At 76.4% G+C, this 15,519-nt stretch carries 13 protein-coding genes; 7 read left to right on the top strand and 6 right to left on the bottom strand.

Annotation, left to right across the window (positions count from 1 at the left end; all coding sequences use genetic code 11):
* Positions 1–3: 3 nt before the first annotated feature.
* Positions 4–666, bottom strand: coding sequence for a response regulator (locus ACI780_RS14240; protein WP_457003652.1), 663 nt, complete (start codon positions 664–666; stop codon positions 4–6).
* Complete coding sequence (locus ACI780_RS14235) at positions 663–1,844, bottom strand: sensor histidine kinase (RefSeq protein WP_457003650.1); 1,182 nt, start codon at positions 1,842–1,844, stop codon at positions 663–665. Before ACI780_RS14235 ends, ACI780_RS14240 begins: the two co-directional genes overlap by 4 nt.
* Positions 1,845–1,983: 139 nt before the next feature.
* Between ACI780_RS14235 and ACI780_RS14230 the strand changes: the two genes are divergently transcribed.
* Positions 1,984–3,579, top strand: a complete 1,596-nt coding sequence (locus ACI780_RS14230) for a sensor histidine kinase (RefSeq protein ID WP_457003648.1) — start codon at positions 1,984–1,986, stop codon at positions 3,577–3,579.
* 34 nt (positions 3,580–3,613) lie between these two features.
* Here ACI780_RS14230 and ACI780_RS14225 read toward each other — a convergent pair whose 3' ends face one another.
* Together ACI780_RS14225 and ACI780_RS14220 are read right to left on the bottom strand one after the other, a co-directional pair.
* Positions 3,614–6,145, bottom strand: coding sequence for an ABC transporter permease (locus ACI780_RS14225; protein ID WP_457003646.1), 2,532 nt, complete (start codon positions 6,143–6,145; stop codon positions 3,614–3,616).
* Position 6,146: 1 nt separating this feature from the next.
* Positions 6,147–6,944 (bottom strand): ABC transporter ATP-binding protein, encoded by a 798-nt coding sequence (locus ACI780_RS14220; RefSeq protein ID WP_456870557.1) that lies wholly within the window; start codon positions 6,942–6,944, stop codon positions 6,147–6,149.
* Positions 6,945–7,152: 208 nt separating this feature from the next.
* On the opposite strand from ACI780_RS14220, the gene ACI780_RS14215 reads away from it, so the two are divergent.
* From ACI780_RS14215 to ACI780_RS14190, 6 genes are all read left to right on the top strand, one after another.
* Positions 7,153–7,839 (top strand): phosphatase PAP2 family protein, encoded by a 687-nt coding sequence (locus ACI780_RS14215; protein ID WP_457003644.1) that lies wholly within the window; start codon positions 7,153–7,155, stop codon positions 7,837–7,839.
* A complete protein-coding gene (locus ACI780_RS14210; RefSeq protein ID WP_457003642.1) occupies positions 7,836–8,462 on the top strand; it encodes a GNAT family N-acetyltransferase in 627 nt (208 codons plus the stop codon). The genes ACI780_RS14215 and ACI780_RS14210 overlap by 4 nt, the downstream gene beginning before the upstream one ends.
* Positions 8,463–8,495: 33 nt before the next feature.
* Positions 8,496–8,927 carry a D-aminoacyl-tRNA deacylase gene (gene dtd, locus ACI780_RS14205; RefSeq protein WP_457003640.1) on the top strand — a complete coding sequence of 144 codons (432 nt, stop codon included), beginning with the start codon at positions 8,496–8,498 and terminating at the stop codon, positions 8,925–8,927.
* 242 nt (positions 8,928–9,169) lie between these two features.
* On the top strand, positions 9,170–10,153 hold the full coding sequence (gene sigB, locus ACI780_RS14200) for an RNA polymerase sigma factor SigB (protein ID WP_089404146.1): 984 nt from the start codon (positions 9,170–9,172) through the stop codon (positions 10,151–10,153).
* 112 nt (positions 10,154–10,265) lie between these two features.
* Positions 10,266–10,817, top strand: coding sequence for a TIGR03086 family metal-binding protein (locus ACI780_RS14195; RefSeq protein WP_457003638.1), 552 nt, complete (start codon positions 10,266–10,268; stop codon positions 10,815–10,817).
* 69 nt (positions 10,818–10,886) lie between these two features.
* Positions 10,887–11,531 (top strand): dihydrofolate reductase family protein, encoded by a 645-nt coding sequence (locus ACI780_RS14190; RefSeq protein ID WP_457003636.1) that lies wholly within the window; start codon positions 10,887–10,889, stop codon positions 11,529–11,531.
* Between the two features lie 10 nt (positions 11,532–11,541).
* On the opposite strand, the gene ACI780_RS14185 is transcribed toward ACI780_RS14190, so the two are convergent.
* Positions 11,542–14,247, bottom strand: a complete 2,706-nt coding sequence (locus tag ACI780_RS14185; RefSeq protein WP_457003634.1) for a bifunctional acetate--CoA ligase family protein/GNAT family N-acetyltransferase — start codon at positions 14,245–14,247, stop codon at positions 11,542–11,544.
* On the bottom strand, positions 14,240–15,421 hold the full coding sequence (locus ACI780_RS14180; protein ID WP_456870550.1) for an acetoin utilization protein AcuC: 1,182 nt from the start codon (positions 15,419–15,421) through the stop codon (positions 14,240–14,242). The genes ACI780_RS14185 and ACI780_RS14180 overlap by 8 nt, the downstream gene beginning before the upstream one ends.
* Positions 15,422–15,519 lie beyond the last annotated feature (98 nt).

Below are 15,519 nucleotides of genomic sequence, written 5' to 3'. Positions count from 1 at the left end.
GGCTCAGGAGGTGGAGGGCCGGACGATCCCCCGCTCGTAGGCCAGCACCACGGCCTGCACGCGGTCGCGCAGGCCGAGCTTCATGAGCACGTTGCTGACGTGGGTCTTGACGGTGGTCTCGCTCAGCACGAGCTCCGCGGCGATCTCGGCGTTGGACATGCCCCTGGCCACCAGCAGCAGGACCTGGTGCTCGCGCTCGGTGAGCCCGTCCAGGGACGGCGGGTCCTGCCCGGCGGCCGGCAGCAGCCGGGCGAAGCGGTCGAGCAGGCGGCGGGTGACGCGCGGCGCGACGACGGCCTCGCCCCGGTGGACGACGCGCACGGCGTCGACGAGGTCCTCCGCGGGCACGTCTTTGAGCAGGAAGCCCGAGGCGCCGGCCCGCAGGGAGTCGACGACGTACTCGTCGAGGTCGTAGGTGGTCAGCACCAGCACGCGGGGCGGGTCGGGCAGCTCGGCCAGCCGCCGGGTCGCCTCGACGCCGTCCATGCGGGGCATGCGGATGTCCATGAGCACGACGTCGGGGCGCAGCGCCCGCACCTGGGACAGCGCGACCTCGCCGTCGCCGGCCTCGCCGACGACCTCGACGTCCGGCTCGGACTGCAGGATGAGCCGGAAGCCGGTGCGCAGCAGCGGCTGGTCGTCGACCAGCAGCACCCGGATGGTCACGCGGCACTCCTCGACGTCGGCAGGGTGGCGGTGACGGTGAACCCGCCCCCGCCGCGCGGTCCGGCGCACAGCCGCCCGCCGTAGGCCGCGACGCGCTCGGCCAGCGAGCGCAGCCCCCGGCCCTCGGACTCCCCGTCCCGCGCGCCGCGGCCGTCGTCCTCCACGGCCAGCGACAGGCTCCCGGGGCGCCAGTGCAGCACGACCGTCGCCGCGGCCCGGCCGGCGTGCTGCTGGCAGTTGCGCAGCGCCTCCTGCACGAGGCGGTAGGCGGTCAGGGCGACGCCGGGCTCGACCTCGGCCGCGGTGCCGACGGACACCAGCTCCACCGGCAGGCCGGCGGCCCGGGCCGAGGCCACCAGGTCGTCGATGTCGGCCAGGCCCGGCTGCGGCCGCAGGTCGGCGGCGTCGTCGCTCGGGCGCAGCACGCCGAGGATGCGCCGCATGTCGGCGATCGCGTCCTGCCCCGTCCGCTCCACCGTGCGCAGCAGGTCCTCGGCGGTGTCCGGGTCGCTGCGCAGCAGGCGCCGGGCGGCGGCGGTCTGCACGGTCAGCGCCGTCAGGCCGTGGGTGACCAGGTCCTGCATCTCGCGGGCGACGGCGGCCCGCTCGTCGACCTCTCCGGCCCGGCTGCGGGCCTCGCGGGCCTCCAGCAGGGCGCGGTTGCGCTCCTCCAGGCCGGCGGTGTGCTCCCGCCGCAGCCGCACCGAGCGGCCCACGCCGAAGCCGGTGCCCAGCAGCAGCCCGTTGCCGAACCAGTCCGCCAGCGAGGCCTCGAAGGGGCCGGTGACCAGCACGACGGCGGCCAGCAGGCCCGCACCCGCGGTGGCGACGGCGCTCTGCCGCAGCGGGCGGCCGGCGGCGACCGTGTAGGTGACCAGCAGCGGGGCGAGGGTGGCCACGCCCTGCGCGTAGCCCTGCTGTACGGGCAGCAGGGAGGCGACCGAGGCCACCGCCAGGGCCGCCAGCGGCCAGCGGGTGCGGACGGCCACCGCCGCGCCGGAGAGCACGGCCAGCCCGACGCTGAGGGCGTCGGGCTCCCGGAAGTCGTAGTCGACGAACGTCGGGGCCGACCACAGCGCCAGGGTCGCGAACAGGGCGACCAGCGCGCCGAGGACGACGTCCTCCCGAGCGCCCCAGTGCCAGCGCGGGGTGCCGGGGCGGACACCGGGAGGCTGCACGCGGCCACGCTAGGCGGCGACCGCGCGCCGGCGCCTCCTCCGTGCGGACCGGATCCCCCGCCGGCCTCGTCCCCGAGGAGGAGGCCGGCCGTGTCGAGGTTTCCGTCCGGTGCTGTTCCGCTGGCTATCCTGTGCGGTCGTGGACCACCGGGGCGCCGCCGCGCCCGAGCAGCAGCAGCCGGCGGCGGCCATCCCCGCGCCCCGGACCGGGTCGCCGGCTCCCGACCGCACCGACGGCGGGGCCGTGCTCCGCGCGCTGGGACTCGACGCGCTCGTGGACCTCCTCGAGTCCGCGAACTACGGCGTCTGCATCACCGGGGAGGACCACAGCTGGGTGTACCTGAACCCGGCGGGTGCCGCGGTGATCGGCCGACCGTTCGCCGAGCTGGCCGGTCAGGACTACCTGCAGTCCTTCGCCGAGCACGAGCGGGCCGCGCTGCTGGAGCTCGAGCACGACCAGCGGGCGGGTGACACCGGTTTCTACGCCAACACCGTCGTCCGGCCGGACGGGACCGAGGTCGGGATCACCTGGTCGGGCTCGGTGCTGCGCGTCGGCGACCGGGAGCTGGCCCCGGCGGTGTTCCACCCGACCTTCGGGCTGGGCCCGTCCGACGCCGACGCCGTCGTGCCCGGCGCGGCCGCGGCCGGCATCGCCGAGGGCGCCCCGGTCGAGGAGGTGCTGGCCAGCCTGGCCCGGGAGGCCGTCGACCGCTCACGCGCCCTGGGCTGCCTGCTGCTCGCCGAGGCCGACGAGTCCGACGAGGGCCGGCTGCTGCTGCGCGCGTCGGCCGGCCTCCCGCCGGGGACCGCCGACGCCGTCGCCGAGGCCGGCCCGAGGACGGGCGACCTCCCGGGCGGGGAGCTGCTGACCGCCGGCCGCCTGCTGCTGCTCTCCGACGGGCGGCAGCGGCTGGAGCGCTCGTCGCCCCGGCTGGCCGAGCACCTGGCCGGGCTGTGCTGGCAGGGCGCGGCCGCCCTGCCGCTGCACCGCGGCGGGCGCACCGTGGGGTGCCTGCTGCTGCTCATGCCGGCGTCGGTGACCGCCCCGACCAAGTCGGAGCTGACGTCGTGGTCGGCGCTGGGCGCCCACGCCTCGGTCGCGCTGGCCGACGAGCAGCTGCGCGCCCAGGCCGCCGAGCTGGAACGCCGGCGCCTGGGCCGGGACCTGCACGACTCGCTGAGCGCCTCGCTGTTCTCCCTGCACGCCCGTGCCCAGGCCGTGCGGCGCGGCCTGGCGGCCGGGGACGCAGAGCTCGTCGCGGCGGCGGCCCGGGACCTGGAGGAGCTGTCCCGCCAGGCGGTCGCCGAGCTGCGGGCCACCGTCACCGGTATCCGCGGGGGGTCCCCGGACCTCGCCGGCGCGCTGGGCGACCTGGCCCGCACCTGCACCGCCCGCGACGGCCTGCCCGTGCGCCTGCGGGTGGCCGCGGACCTGCCGGCGGTGGGCGCCGGGCCCACCGAGCACCTGGTGCGCATCGCCGCCGAGGCGCTGCACAACTGCGTCAAGCACGCCCGGGCCGGCAGCGCCGAGCTGGCGCTGGAGGTGCGGGGCTCGGAGCTCGTGCTCACCGTCGCCGACGACGGCCGGGGCTTCCACCCGGCGGCGCCGCGCGGCGGCGGGCACGGGCAGCGGACGATGCGGGAGCGGGCGCTGCTGTGCGGCGGGTGGCTGCACGTGGACAGCGCGCCCGGGCGGGGCACGCGGCTCGTCGTCCGCGTGCCCCTCCCGGGCTGACCCACCTCAGCAGGACCGCCTCAGCGGGACCGGCTCACGCCGTGGCGATGGCGTCGAGCACCTGCAGCCGCGCCGCCCGCCGGGCCGGCCAGACCGCGGCCACCACGCCGATGAGCGCCCCGAGGACCAGGGAGCCGGCCAGCTGAGCACCGGGGACGACCAGCTCGGTGATGCCCTGGTCGGCCAGCGCGCGGGTCAGCCCCACCCCGAGCACCAGGCCCAGGCCCAGACCCAGCACCGCCCCGTACACCGAGATGAGCACCGCCTCCAGCCGCACCGTGCGGCGCAGCTGCCTGCGGTCCATGCCGACGGCGCGCAGCAGGCCGATCTCCCGCGTCCGCTCCAGCACCGACAGCGCCAGGGTGTTGACGATCCCGAGGACGGCGATGAGGACCGACAGCACCAGCAGCGCGTTGATGAGCATCAGCACCTGGTCGACCTGCGCCTTCTGCTCACCGGCGAACTCGTCGCGGTCCTTGAGGCCGACGACCGGGTAGGCCTCGACGACCGTCTCCAGCGCCGCGCGGGCCGCCGCCACGTCGGTCCCGTCGGCGAGGACCACGTAGACGTAGCGGTCCAGGGCCGGCCCGCCGAGGGCGGCGTCGGTGTCCAGGGACAGGACCATCGAGCCGACCGCCTGGTTGGCGGCGTAGACCCCGCCGACGCTGAGCTCGGTCCGCTGCCCGCCGGCCGACTCGGCCGCGACGGTGTCGCCGACCTCCCAGCCGTGCTCGGCAGCGGTGGCCTCGTCGACCAGCAGGCCGCGCCCGGCCAGCCCGTCGCTGCCGCCGGTGAGGTACTCCAGGGTGAGCCCGCGGTCCAGGGTGGCCGCGTCGACGGCGGCGGCGAAGGTCTCCTCCCCGTCCAGTCGCACCTGGGTGAACCGCTGCTGCAGGACGGCGTCGACCTCCGGCAGCCGCCGCAGCCGGTCGGCGACCTCGGGGGTGAACGGCTGACCCACGGCGGTGGAGACGACGTAGTCGGCGAGCACCGTGTCGTCGACGAGGGCCTCGACCGAGGCGTTGGCCGACGCGCCGAGGATGCCGAAACCGGTCACCAGCGTCAGCCCGACCATCAGCGCGGACGCCGTCGCCGCGGTCCGGCGCGGGTTGCGCCGGGCGTTGTCGCGGGCCAGCCGGCCGGCCGTGCCCGCCAGCCGCGGCAGCGGCGCACCCAGCACCCGGACGACGGGCCGGGCCAGGACCGGGCTGAGCGCGACCGCGCCCAGCACCAGGGCCAGCCCGCCGACCCCGACGAACGCCGGGGCGTCGCCGCTGTCGCCGGTGGCCACGCTGCCGGCCAGGGCACCGGCGGCGACGGCGACCAGCGCGACGCCGACCCCGGTCCGGCGGCGCAGCGACCGCTCCACCGCCACGTGGTCGTCGCGCATGGCAGCGACCGGCGGGGTGCGGGCCGCCCGCCGGGCGGGCACCCAGGCCGCGAGCACGGTCACGACGACGCCGACGGCGTAGGACCACACCACCGTGCCCGCCGACAGCACCAGGTCGCCGTCGAGCGTGAGCCCGAACGTGCCGAACAGCGCCCGCAGCCCGGTCGCGATGCCGAACCCGCCGGCCAGGCCGGCCGTGGCGCCGACGACACCGAGGACGACGGCCTCCAGCAGCACCGAGCGGGTGACCTGCCCCCGGCCGGCGCCGAGGGCCCGCAGCAGCGCGAGCTCCCGGGTGCGCTGGGCGACCAGCATCGAGAACGTGTTCAGGATGATGAAGCTGCCGACGAACAGGGCGATGACGGCGAAGGCGGTGAGCAGCACGGTGATGAACGACAGCCCCTCCTCGAGGGCCGCGGACTGCTCGTCGGCCTGCTGCTGCGCCGTCTGGACCGTGTAGCCGTCGCCGACCGCGGCGGCGACCCGGTCGGCGAGCTCGTCGTGGGAGACGTCCTCGGCGGCGGCCACCTGGATACCGCTGAAGCCGTCGCCGACGCCCGTCAGCTGCTGGGCGGTGGCCACGTCGAAGGCGGTGAGCGAGGCGCCGGCCAGGCCGCCGTCCTCCCCGAAGGTGAAGACGCCGACGACGGTGGCCTCGACCCGGGGACCGGGGGTCAGCAGCGTCACCCGGTCGCCGACCGCGTAGCCGGCCTCCGCGGCGCTGCCGCTGTCGAGCGCCACCTCGCCGGCGCGCTCGGGGGCCCGGCCCGCGGTCAGCTCGCCGGTGTCGAGCCCCGGCGCGCTGGTCCAGCTGATCCCGATGCCGGGCGCGCCGCCGGTGTCGAGCACCTCCCCGGCGGGGGTCAGCAGGTAGACGCCCTGGGCCTGCACGTAGCCCTCGGCGGCGGCCACGCCGTCGACGGCGCGCACCTGCCCGACCAGCGCCCCGGGCACCGACAGCGTGCCCGCGGGGCCGTCGACGCCGTCGGTGCCGCCCTCCGGGGTCACGGCGACGTCGGACGCGGTGCTCTCGAAGAGGTCGGTGAAGGTCCGGTCGAGGGTGTCGGTGAAGATCATCGTGCCGGCGACGAAGGCGACGCCGAGCACGATCGCCACCGCCGACAGAGCCAGGCGCAGCTTGTGCGCCAGGAGGCTGCGCAGGGTCGCCCGCCGCATCTCAGCCCACCTCGACGATGCGGCCTGCGGCGTCGAACGCCTTCATGCGGTCGAGGACGCGCTCCGCGGTGGGGGCGGCCATCTCGTCGACGATGCGCCCGTCGGCGAGGAAGAGGACCCGGTCGGCGTAGGAGGCGGCCGCGGGGTCGTGGGTCACCATGACGACCGTCTGGCCCATCTCGCGCACCGAGGTCCGCAGGAAGGACAGCACCGCCGCGCCGCTGCGGGAGTCGAGGTTGCCGGTGGGCTCGTCGGCGAAGACCACCTGGGGACGGCCGGCCAGGGCGCGCGCGCACGCCACCCGCTGCTGCTGCCCGCCGGACAGCTCGGCCGGCCGGTGGCCGAGCCGGGGGCGCAGGCCGACCGCGTCGACGACGTGGTCCAGCCAGGCCTGGTCGGGGGTGCGCCCGGCGATGTCCATGGGCAGCGTGATGTTCTCCAGCGCCGTCAGCGTCGGCAGCAGGTTGAACGCCTGGAAGACGAACCCGATGCGGTCGCGGCGCAGGCGGGTCAGGCCCCGGTCGTCCAGGGCCGAGAGCTCGGTGTCGCCGATCCAGGCGGAGCCGGAGGTCAGGGAGTCCAGGCCGGCCATGCAGTGCATGAGCGTGGACTTGCCCGAGCCGGACGGGCCCATGATCGCGGTGAACTCGCCGTGGTGGAAGTCGACGTCGACGGCGTCGAGCGCCGTGACCCGGGTGTCGCCGCGGCCGTAGACCCGGGTCAGGGCCCGGCCGCGGGCGGCGGGCGTGCCGGCCGCCGTGGCGGGGACGGCCGGGGACGTCTGCTGGACCGGTGTCACGGTCTGGCTCCTCGAGGTGGTCGGGTGCCGCACCTGCTGCGGCGTCCCGAGCCTGGGGGAGCCCGCGCCGGTGCGGATCGGCCTGCGGGACGGTCGCCGGAGGGGTCCTCGAGGAGGAGGGCCGGTCCCCGCTCCTCCTCGCGCAGGAGACCCGGCCGGTCCGGCGGTCCGAGGCGTCCGGCGCACCCGCGGCCGGAGCATCGGGGTCGTGCCCTCCTCCGCTCCCCGGTTGCGGCCGTTCCTGGTGCCCGCCGCCCTGCTGGTCGCGGCCGCCGTGCTGCTGGTCGTGAACGACGTGCCGGGTCCCGACCTGGCCCGCTCGGTGGTGCGGGCGGTGGCCGACCGGCCCGGCTGGGTCCACCGGGGCGTGGAGGTGGTCAGCGAGGGCGGCCTGGTCGCCCTCGCCCTGCTGCTGGCCGCGGCGGCGTGGCGCCGGCGGACCCGGGTCGAGCCGGTGGCCACGGCGCTGCTCGCCGGGGTCGCGGTGGTCGCGGCGCTCGGCGTCAGCGAGGCGCTCAAGGCGGCGGTGGCGCAGGACCGGCCCTGCCGCACGGTCCCGGGACTGACCGCGCTGGTCGAGTGCCCGCCGCCGGGCGACTGGTCGCTGCCGAGCAACCACGCCACCCTGGCCGCCGCGCTGGCCACCGCGGTCGTGCTGCTGGCGCCCGCGTGGTGGCGGGTCGCCGTCCCGCCGGCCCTGCTCGTCGGCGCGTCGCGGGTGGCGCTGGGCGTCCACCTGCCGCACGACGTCGTCGACGGGCTGGTCCTCGGGTCGGCGGTCGTCCTGGTCGTCGTCGTCGCGCTGCGGTGGCCGGCCGTCCGGCTCGCCGGCGCCCTGGCAGGGTCGGCCGGGAGGTCCCCGCTGCGGCGGGCCGGGACGGGGAGGGAGCCGTGACGGGCGCGACGGTCCGCCGCGCGACGACGGCGGACGCGGCGGCCGTGGGGGACGTCCTCGCCGAGGCGTTCGACGCCTACCCGTGGACCCGCTGGGCGTTCGGGGAGCACCGCAGGCGCGAGCGGCTGCGGGAGCTCTACCGGCTGCAGGCCGGGCTGGCCGGTGCCGAGACGGGCGGCACGTGGGTCGCCGAGCGGGACGGCGCCGTCGTGGCGGCCGCGTGCTGGGCGCGGCCGGACGACCCGCCGCCGTCGGAGGCGACCCGGCGGCTCCTCGCCGAGCGGGTCCCCCTGCTGCTCGGCGACCGCGCCGCCGCGCTGGAGGAGGCCGAGACCGCCGCGGCGAGGGCGCGGCCGCCGGGGCCGCACTGGCTGCTGGGCTGCGTGGGCACCCTCCCGCGGGAGCGCGGGCGGGGCACCGCCTCGCAGCTGCTCGCCCCCGGGATCCGGGCGCTCGACGCCGAGGGTGCCGCCGCGGTGCTCGAGACGTCGTCCGCGGCCAACGTGCGGCTCTACCGGCGGCTCGGCTTCGGCGTCCGGGCCGAGCTCGACCCGCCCGGCGGCGCACCGCACGTGTGGGTGATGGAGCGTCCGCCCGGGCGCGGGCAGGCGCCTCCCCGCTGAGGGCGGCCGCGGTCCGCGGCGCAGGATGGGCCGGTGCGCGCGGTGGTGAGCAGGGTGGCCTCGGCGTCGGTGACCGTCGACGGCGCCGTCGTCGGGGAGGTCGGCCGGGGCCTGCTGGCGCTGGTCGGCGTCGGCCGGGACGACGACGCCGACCGCGCCCGCGTCCTGGCCCGGAAGGTCCACGAGCTGCGGGTGTTCCCCACCGACGACGGCGCGCGCTCGGCCGCCGACCTCGGGCTGCCGGTGCTGGTCGTCAGCCAGTTCACCCTCTACGCCGACACGCGCAAGGGCCGCCGCCCGTCGTGGGACGGCGCGGCGCCCGGCGAGGTGGCCGAGCCACTGGTCGGCCAGGTGGTCGCGGAGCTGCGGCGGCGCGGCTGCGAGGTGGCCACGGGGGTGTTCGGCGCCCGCATGGCGGTGGCCTCGGTGAACGACGGCCCGATGACCTTGCTGCTGGAGGTCTGATCCGGCGACGGACCGGGTACGGGTGGTGACAGAAGACACGCTCTGTGCGTTGCCTGTGAAGTCGGGCCGCGCGGAACACCAGGGCCCGTCGGGACCGTTGCACGGGGCGTAACACAACGGACGACAACGGACAACAGCGGGGTCCCGCCCGGACAGCGGCGCCCCACCCCAGACGCGGACGCACCACCGCCTCCGACAGCCGGCCGGTGCATCCGAACCACAGGCAAGGACGAAGACATCCCGTGACGCTCCTGCAGTCCTCCCCCAGTGACGCCCTCGAGGTCCGCTCGCCGCGACGCGAGCCGGACACCAGTGGCCTGGTGTCGACCGACCTGGTGCGCGTGTACCTCAACACCATCGGCAAGACCGCCCTGCTGACCGCCGAGCAGGAGGTCGAGCTGGCCAAGCGCATCGAGGCCGGCCTCTACGCCGAGCGGCTGCTCGCCGAGCGGCAGCTCACCCCTGCCCTGCAGCGGGACTACAAGGCGCTGGCCGTCGACGGCAAGGCCGCCAAGCGGCACCTGCTCGAGGCCAACCTGCGGCTGGTCGTCTCGGTGGCCAAGCGCTACACCGGGCACGGCATGACGTTCCTGGACCTCATCCAGGAGGGCAACGTCGGCCTCATCCGCGCCGTCGAGAAGTTCGACTACACCAAGGGCTTCAAGTTCTCGACCTACGCGACGTGGTGGATCCGCCAGGCGATCACCCGCGCGATGGCCGACTCCGGCCGCACCATCCGGCTGCCCGTGCACCTGGCCGAGCAGGTCAACAAGGTCGTGCGGACCCGCCGGCGGGTGCACCAGGAGCTCGAGCGCGAGCCCACCGCCGAGGAGCTCGGCCTCGAGCTGGACATGACCCCCGAGCGGGTCACCGAGCTGCTCGAGTACAGCCGCGACCTGGTCAGCCTCGACCAGACCGTCGGCGCCGACGAGGAGTCCCGCCTCGGTGACTTCATCGAGGACGCCGACGCCGCGGTGGCGGAGGACGCGGTCGCCTTCCAGATGATGAAGGGCGACGTGCGCACCGTCCTGTCCACCCTGGAGGAGCGCGAGCGCGACGTCGTGGTGCTGCGCTTCGGTCTCGACGGCGGCCAGCCGCGCACGCTGGAGCAGATCGGCAAGCAGTTCGGTCTCTCCCGCGAGCGGGTGCGCCAGATCGAGCGCGAGACCATGGCCAAGCTGCGCGACCCGCAGCGCGCCGACGCCCTGCGCGACTACCTCGCCTGACACCCGGCGACGTCGAGAGCCGGCTCCCCCACGGGGAGCCGGCTCTCGGCGTTGACAGACCCGTGTCGCCGGGCCACGCTGGTCTTCAACCGTTCGGTTGAGGAGGCTGGTCGTGGCGACGACACGGGAACGCTGGCGGCACCTGGCCGACGACCTCGGGCGGCGGGTCGACGGCGTGCCCGCCGGCCGCTGGGACGACCCGGCGCCGTGCGAGGGCTGGGTCGCGCGCGACGTCGTCCGGCACCTGGTGGAGTGGATGCCCGCGCTGTACCTCCCGGCCGTGGGCCGTCCCGTGCCCGCGCTCCCCTCGGTGGACGACGACCCGGCCGCGGCCTGGCGGGCCACCGACGCCGCGATCTCGGCCCTGCTCGCCGACCCGGACCTCGCCCGACGCCCGACCAGCACCCGCGCGGGGGACATGCCGCTCGAGGACCTGGTCGCCATGACCGGGCTGATGGACCTCCTGGTGCACACCTGGGACCTCGCCCGCGCCACCGGGCAGGACGAGTCGCTCGACCCGGAGGAGGCGGCGGCGTTCCTCGCCGGGATCGAGCCGTGGGACGCCGCGCTGCGCGGCAGCGGCCACTACGGCGCGCGCGTCCCGGTCCCCGACGACGCCGACGCCCAGACGAAGCTGCTGGCCTTCACCGGCCGCCGGCCCTGAGCAGGTCCTCCCGGGCCGATGAGTTCCGGCGCCGGCGCCGGTCTCCCCGTCGACACCGAGGAGGACGACGTGGCGCAGTTGCTGAGGGTCCAGAACTTCACCGTCTCGAGCGACGGGTACGGCGCGGGTGAGGGGCAGAGCCTCGAGCGGCCGTTCGGGCACGCCGACCCGCGGGAGCTGATGGCCTGGGCCCTCGCCACCGCGAGCTTCCCCGGGCGCAGCGAGCCGGGCGGCAGCCGCGGCCTCGACGACTACTTCACCCGGGACTTCGCGCACGGCATCGGCGCCGAGATCATGGGCCGGAACAAGTTCGGGCCCCAGCGCGGCCCCTGGCAGGACCACGAGTGGCAGGGGTGGTGGGGGGAGGAGCCGCCGTTCCACACGCCGGTGTTCGTCATGACCCACCACCTGCGGCCGTCGTTCACGCTGTCGGACACCACGTTCGCCTTCGTCGACGCCGACCCGGCCACGGTGCTGGAACAGGCCCGCGCGGCGGCCGGCGGTCTCGACGTCCGGCTCGGGGGAGGCGCCTCGGTGGTCCGGCAGTTCCTCGAGGCCGACCTCGTCGACACGCTGCACGTCGCCGTCGCGCCGGTCGAGCTCGGCGCCGGCTCCCGGCTCTGGACGTCGCCGGACGAGCTGCTCGACCGCTTCTCCCGCGAGGTCGTCCCGAGCCCGAGCGGCGTCACCCACCACCTCTACTGGAGGAGGTGACCGGCTCTGCTCAATCGCGCATGCGGCGCGGGCCCGGCTCCACGCGGGCGGTGGGCGGCCCGACCCGCACCGTCCCGCCCGCGACCACCAGCGAGCGGCCGCCGTGCCAGGGATGGGGCGGGCCGGCGATGACCGGGGACAACGTCAGGCCGAGCACCTCGGGCAGGTCGTCGGCCAGCCGGGCGACCCGCAGCAGCAGCTCCTCCAGCGCGGCGACGTCGACCCGCTCGGCCCCGCGCCAGCCGTCGAGCAGCGGCCACGCCCGCGGCTCGCGCACCAGCTCGGCGGCGTCGAGGTCGGTGAGCGGCAGCGTGCGGTAGGCGCGGTCGCCGAGCAGCTCGGTGGCCACGCCCCCGAGGCCGAAGCTGACCAGCGCGCCGAACGACGGGTCGTCGACGACCTCCACGACCGTCGCCACCCCGGGCGCCGCCATCTCCTGCACGATCACCGGGTCGCCGGCGGGGATCGCCTCGAAGGCGGCCCGGACGGCGTCGGCGTCGGGGAGGTCCAGCCGCACCCCGCCGAGGTCGGTGCGGTGCCGCAGCCACGGAGCGGTGGACTTGAGCACCACCGGGTAGCCGACGGCGTCGGCGGCGGCGACGGCCTCCTCGGCCGTGGTGGCCAGCCGGGTGCCGAGCAGCGGCACGCCGTAGGCGGCCAGCAGCGCCAGCGTCTCGTCGTCGGTGAGCTGCCGGCCGCCGGGCGACTCCAGCAGCGCCCCGCGCACCACCGACCGGGCGTGCTCGGCGTCGACGTCGGGCAGGTCGGGCACCGTGCCCACCGGCCGCCGCCGCCAGCGGGCGTACTCGGCCACCCGGGCCAGCGCGATGACCGCCCGCTCCGGCGAGGAGTACGACGGCACCGAGCCGCGGGCGGGCATGCCGTTCGCGTCGGTCACCGTGAGCTCGGGCGGGAAGCCCTCGGCGGAGAGGAAGGTGGCCAGCACGGGCTTGGCCGACCCGCGCGACACCTCCACCAGCGCCCGGCCGTACTCGTCGGGCGGCGTGTGCACCAGCGGCGGGAGGAACACCGCGACGACGGCGTCGGCACCGTCGTCGTCGACGGCCTCCTGCAGCGCCGCGCGGAAGGCCTCCGGGCTGCCGGTGGCGCCGATGTCGACCGGGGCCTCGTGGGCCAGCGCCAGTCCCTGGTCGAGGACGGCGTCGGCGACGAGCACACCGAGCGCGGTGGAGTTGCCGACGACGGCGACCCGGTCACCGGCCGGCAGCGGCTGGTGGGCCAGCAGCATGCCGACCTCGAAGAGCTGCGCGACGGTCTCCACCCGGATCACGCCCGCCGAGGCGAACAGCGCGGCCACCGACTGCTCGGGCACCGACACCGACGTGCCGGCCAGGCCCGGCGTGAGCCCGCCGTGCCGGCCGCTCTTGACCGCCACCACCGGCTTGGTGCGGCCGACCGTGCGGGCCAGCCGGGCGAACTTGCGCGGGTTGCCGAAGCTCTCCAGGTGCAGCAGCACGACCTCGGTGCCGGGGTCGGTGGCCCAGTACTGCAGCAGGTCGTTACCGCTGACGTCAGCCCGGTTGCCCGCCGAGACGAAGCTCGACAGCCCGATGTCCCGCGAGCGGGCGCGCTCCAGCAGCGCCACGCCCAGCGCGCCGGACTGGGCGAAGAAGCCCACCCGCCCGCGGCCGGGCACGTGCGGCGCGAGGCTGGCGTCGAGCCGGATCGCCGGGTCGGTGTTGACCACGCCCAGGCAGTTGGGGCCGACCACCCGCATGCCCGAGGCCCGCGCCTCGGCGACCAGCCGCCGCTCGGCCTCCCGCCCCTCCGGCCCGGTCTCGCCGAACCCACCGGAGATGACCACCAGGCCGCGGACCCGCTTGCGCCGGCAGGCCTCGACCACCCCGGCGACCTCGTCGGCCGGGACGGCGACCACCGCGAGGTCGACGTCGCCGGGGATGGCCTCGATCGAGGCGTAGGCGGGCACACCGCGCACGTGCCGGGCGCCGGGGTTGACCGGGTACACCGGGCCCTCGAAGCCGTGGTCGAGCAGGTTGCGCAGGACGAGGTTGCCGATCTTGCCCTCGTCGTTGCTGGCGCCGACGACCGCGACCGACGACGGCGTGAGCAGCCGCGCGATGGACCGGGACTCGCTGCGCTGCTCGCGCTCGTAGGCGACCGCCAGCGACGTCTGGGTGGGCGCGATCGGGAAGGTCAGGTGGACGACGCCCTCGTCGTAGGTGCGCGTGGCCTGGTACCCGGCGTCGAGGAAGACCCGGACCATCCGGGCGTTCTGCGTCAGCACCTCGGCGACGAAGTTGGTGATGCCGCGCTCGCGGGCGGCGGCGGCCAGGTGCTCGAGCAGCACCGACCCGAGGCCGCGGCCCTGGTGGGCGTCCTCGACCAGGAAGGCGATCTCGGCGTCGGTGGTGCCGGGCAGGCGGTCGTAGCGGCCGACGGCGATGAGCTGGTCGCCGAGCAGGACCACGAAGGCCACTCGGTCGGAGTGGTCGACGTGGGTGAAGCGGTGCAGGTCCTTGTCGCTGAGCCGCTTCATCGGCCCGAAGAAGCGGTAGTAGCGGGTCTGGTCGGAGCTGCGCTCCATCAGGCCGACCAGCCCGTCGGCGTCCTCGGGGCAGATCGGGCGCAGGTGCACCGTGCCGCCGTCGGCGGCGACGATGTCGGCCTCCCAGTGCGCGGGAGGCCGCGGCGCCTGCTCCTCGGGCGCGGGCGGCGCGGTCCGCTGCTCAGTCACGGGGGTCGTCCGGGTCGAGGCCGAACAGCGGGTAGGACGCCCGCCGGGTGCGGGCGACGGCCCGGTCGACGCGGGACTCGGTGAACGGGTCCCACGCGGCGAAGCCGGTGTAGCCGCCCTCGGTCATGTGCGTCGGCGGCCGGGCGCGCAGCCCGCGGGCGACGACGTCGTCGCGCCAGGACTGCGGGATCGCCGTCACCGGGTCCAGCGGCGCGCCCGCCGCCTCGGCCAGCAGGTGCGTCCAGGCCCGCGGCACGCAGCGCACCAGGCCGTAGCCGCCGCCGCCGAGGGCGATCCATCGGCCGTCGCACAGCTCGTGCGCCAGCTCGTGCACCGCGCGGTAGCTGGCCCGCTGGCCGTCGATGGTGAGCGCGAGGTCGGCGAGGGGGTCCTCGTGGTGGGCGTCGCAGCCGCACTGGGTGACCAGCACCTGCGGCGCGAAGGCCCGCAGCACGCCGGGGACGACGGCGTGGAAGGCGCGCAGCCAGCCGGGGTCGTCGGTGCCGTTGGGCAGGGCCACGTTGACGGCGCTGCCGTGCGCCTTCTCCGGGTCGCCGGTCTCCTCCGGGTAGCCGGTCCCGGGGAAGAGGGTCAGCGGGGTCTGGTGGATGCTCACGGTGAGCACCCGCGGGTCGTCGTAGAAGGCGGCCTGCACGCCGTCGCCGTGGTGGACGTCGAGGTCGACGTAGGCGATCCGCTCCAGGCCCTGACCGAGCAGCCAGGCGATCGCGATCGCGGCGTCGTTGAACACGCAGAAGCCCGACGCCCGGTCGCGCATGGCGTGGTGCAGCCCGCCGGAGATGTTCACCGCGTGCTGCGCGCGGCCGGAGTGCACCAGCTCGGCGGCCTGCACGCTGCCGCCGGTGATGAGCGCGGCAGCCTCGTACATGCCCTCGAACACCGGGTTGTCGGCGGTGCCCAGGCCGTAGCGCTCGTCGGGGTCGGTGGGGGCGCGCCGCACCGCCTCCAGGTATGCCTCGTCGTGCACCAGCGTCAGCAGGTCGGTGCCGGCGGGCGCGGGCCGCACGACGTCGACCCGGTCCGACGCCAGGACGCCGAGGGCGTCGGCCAGGCGCATGGTCAGGTCCAGCCGCACGGGGTGCAGCGGGTGGTCACCGCCCAGCGTGTAGCCGAGCAGCGCGTCGTCCCAGACGACGGCCACCGAGTCGCTCACGGGGCCCTCCTGTCCGCGTCGGGACCCCCCCGCCGGGCCGTCGTCGTCCCGGGGTCGTCCCTGGCCGGGACGCTACCGCCGGTGCCCGGCGGGCGCCC

This window comes from Geodermatophilus sp. SYSU D00814, from assembly GCF_054050055.1.
Note: the sequence above shows the minus strand (reverse complement) of the source record. Positions and strands in the feature narration are given on the sequence as shown.

What these genes read in the sequence shown, in the direction of transcription:
- ACI780_RS14225 (WP_457003646.1), bottom strand. Translation starts at nt 6,145, where the DNA reads ATGCGGCGGGCGACCCTGCGCAGCCTCCTGGCGCACAAGCTGCGCCTG.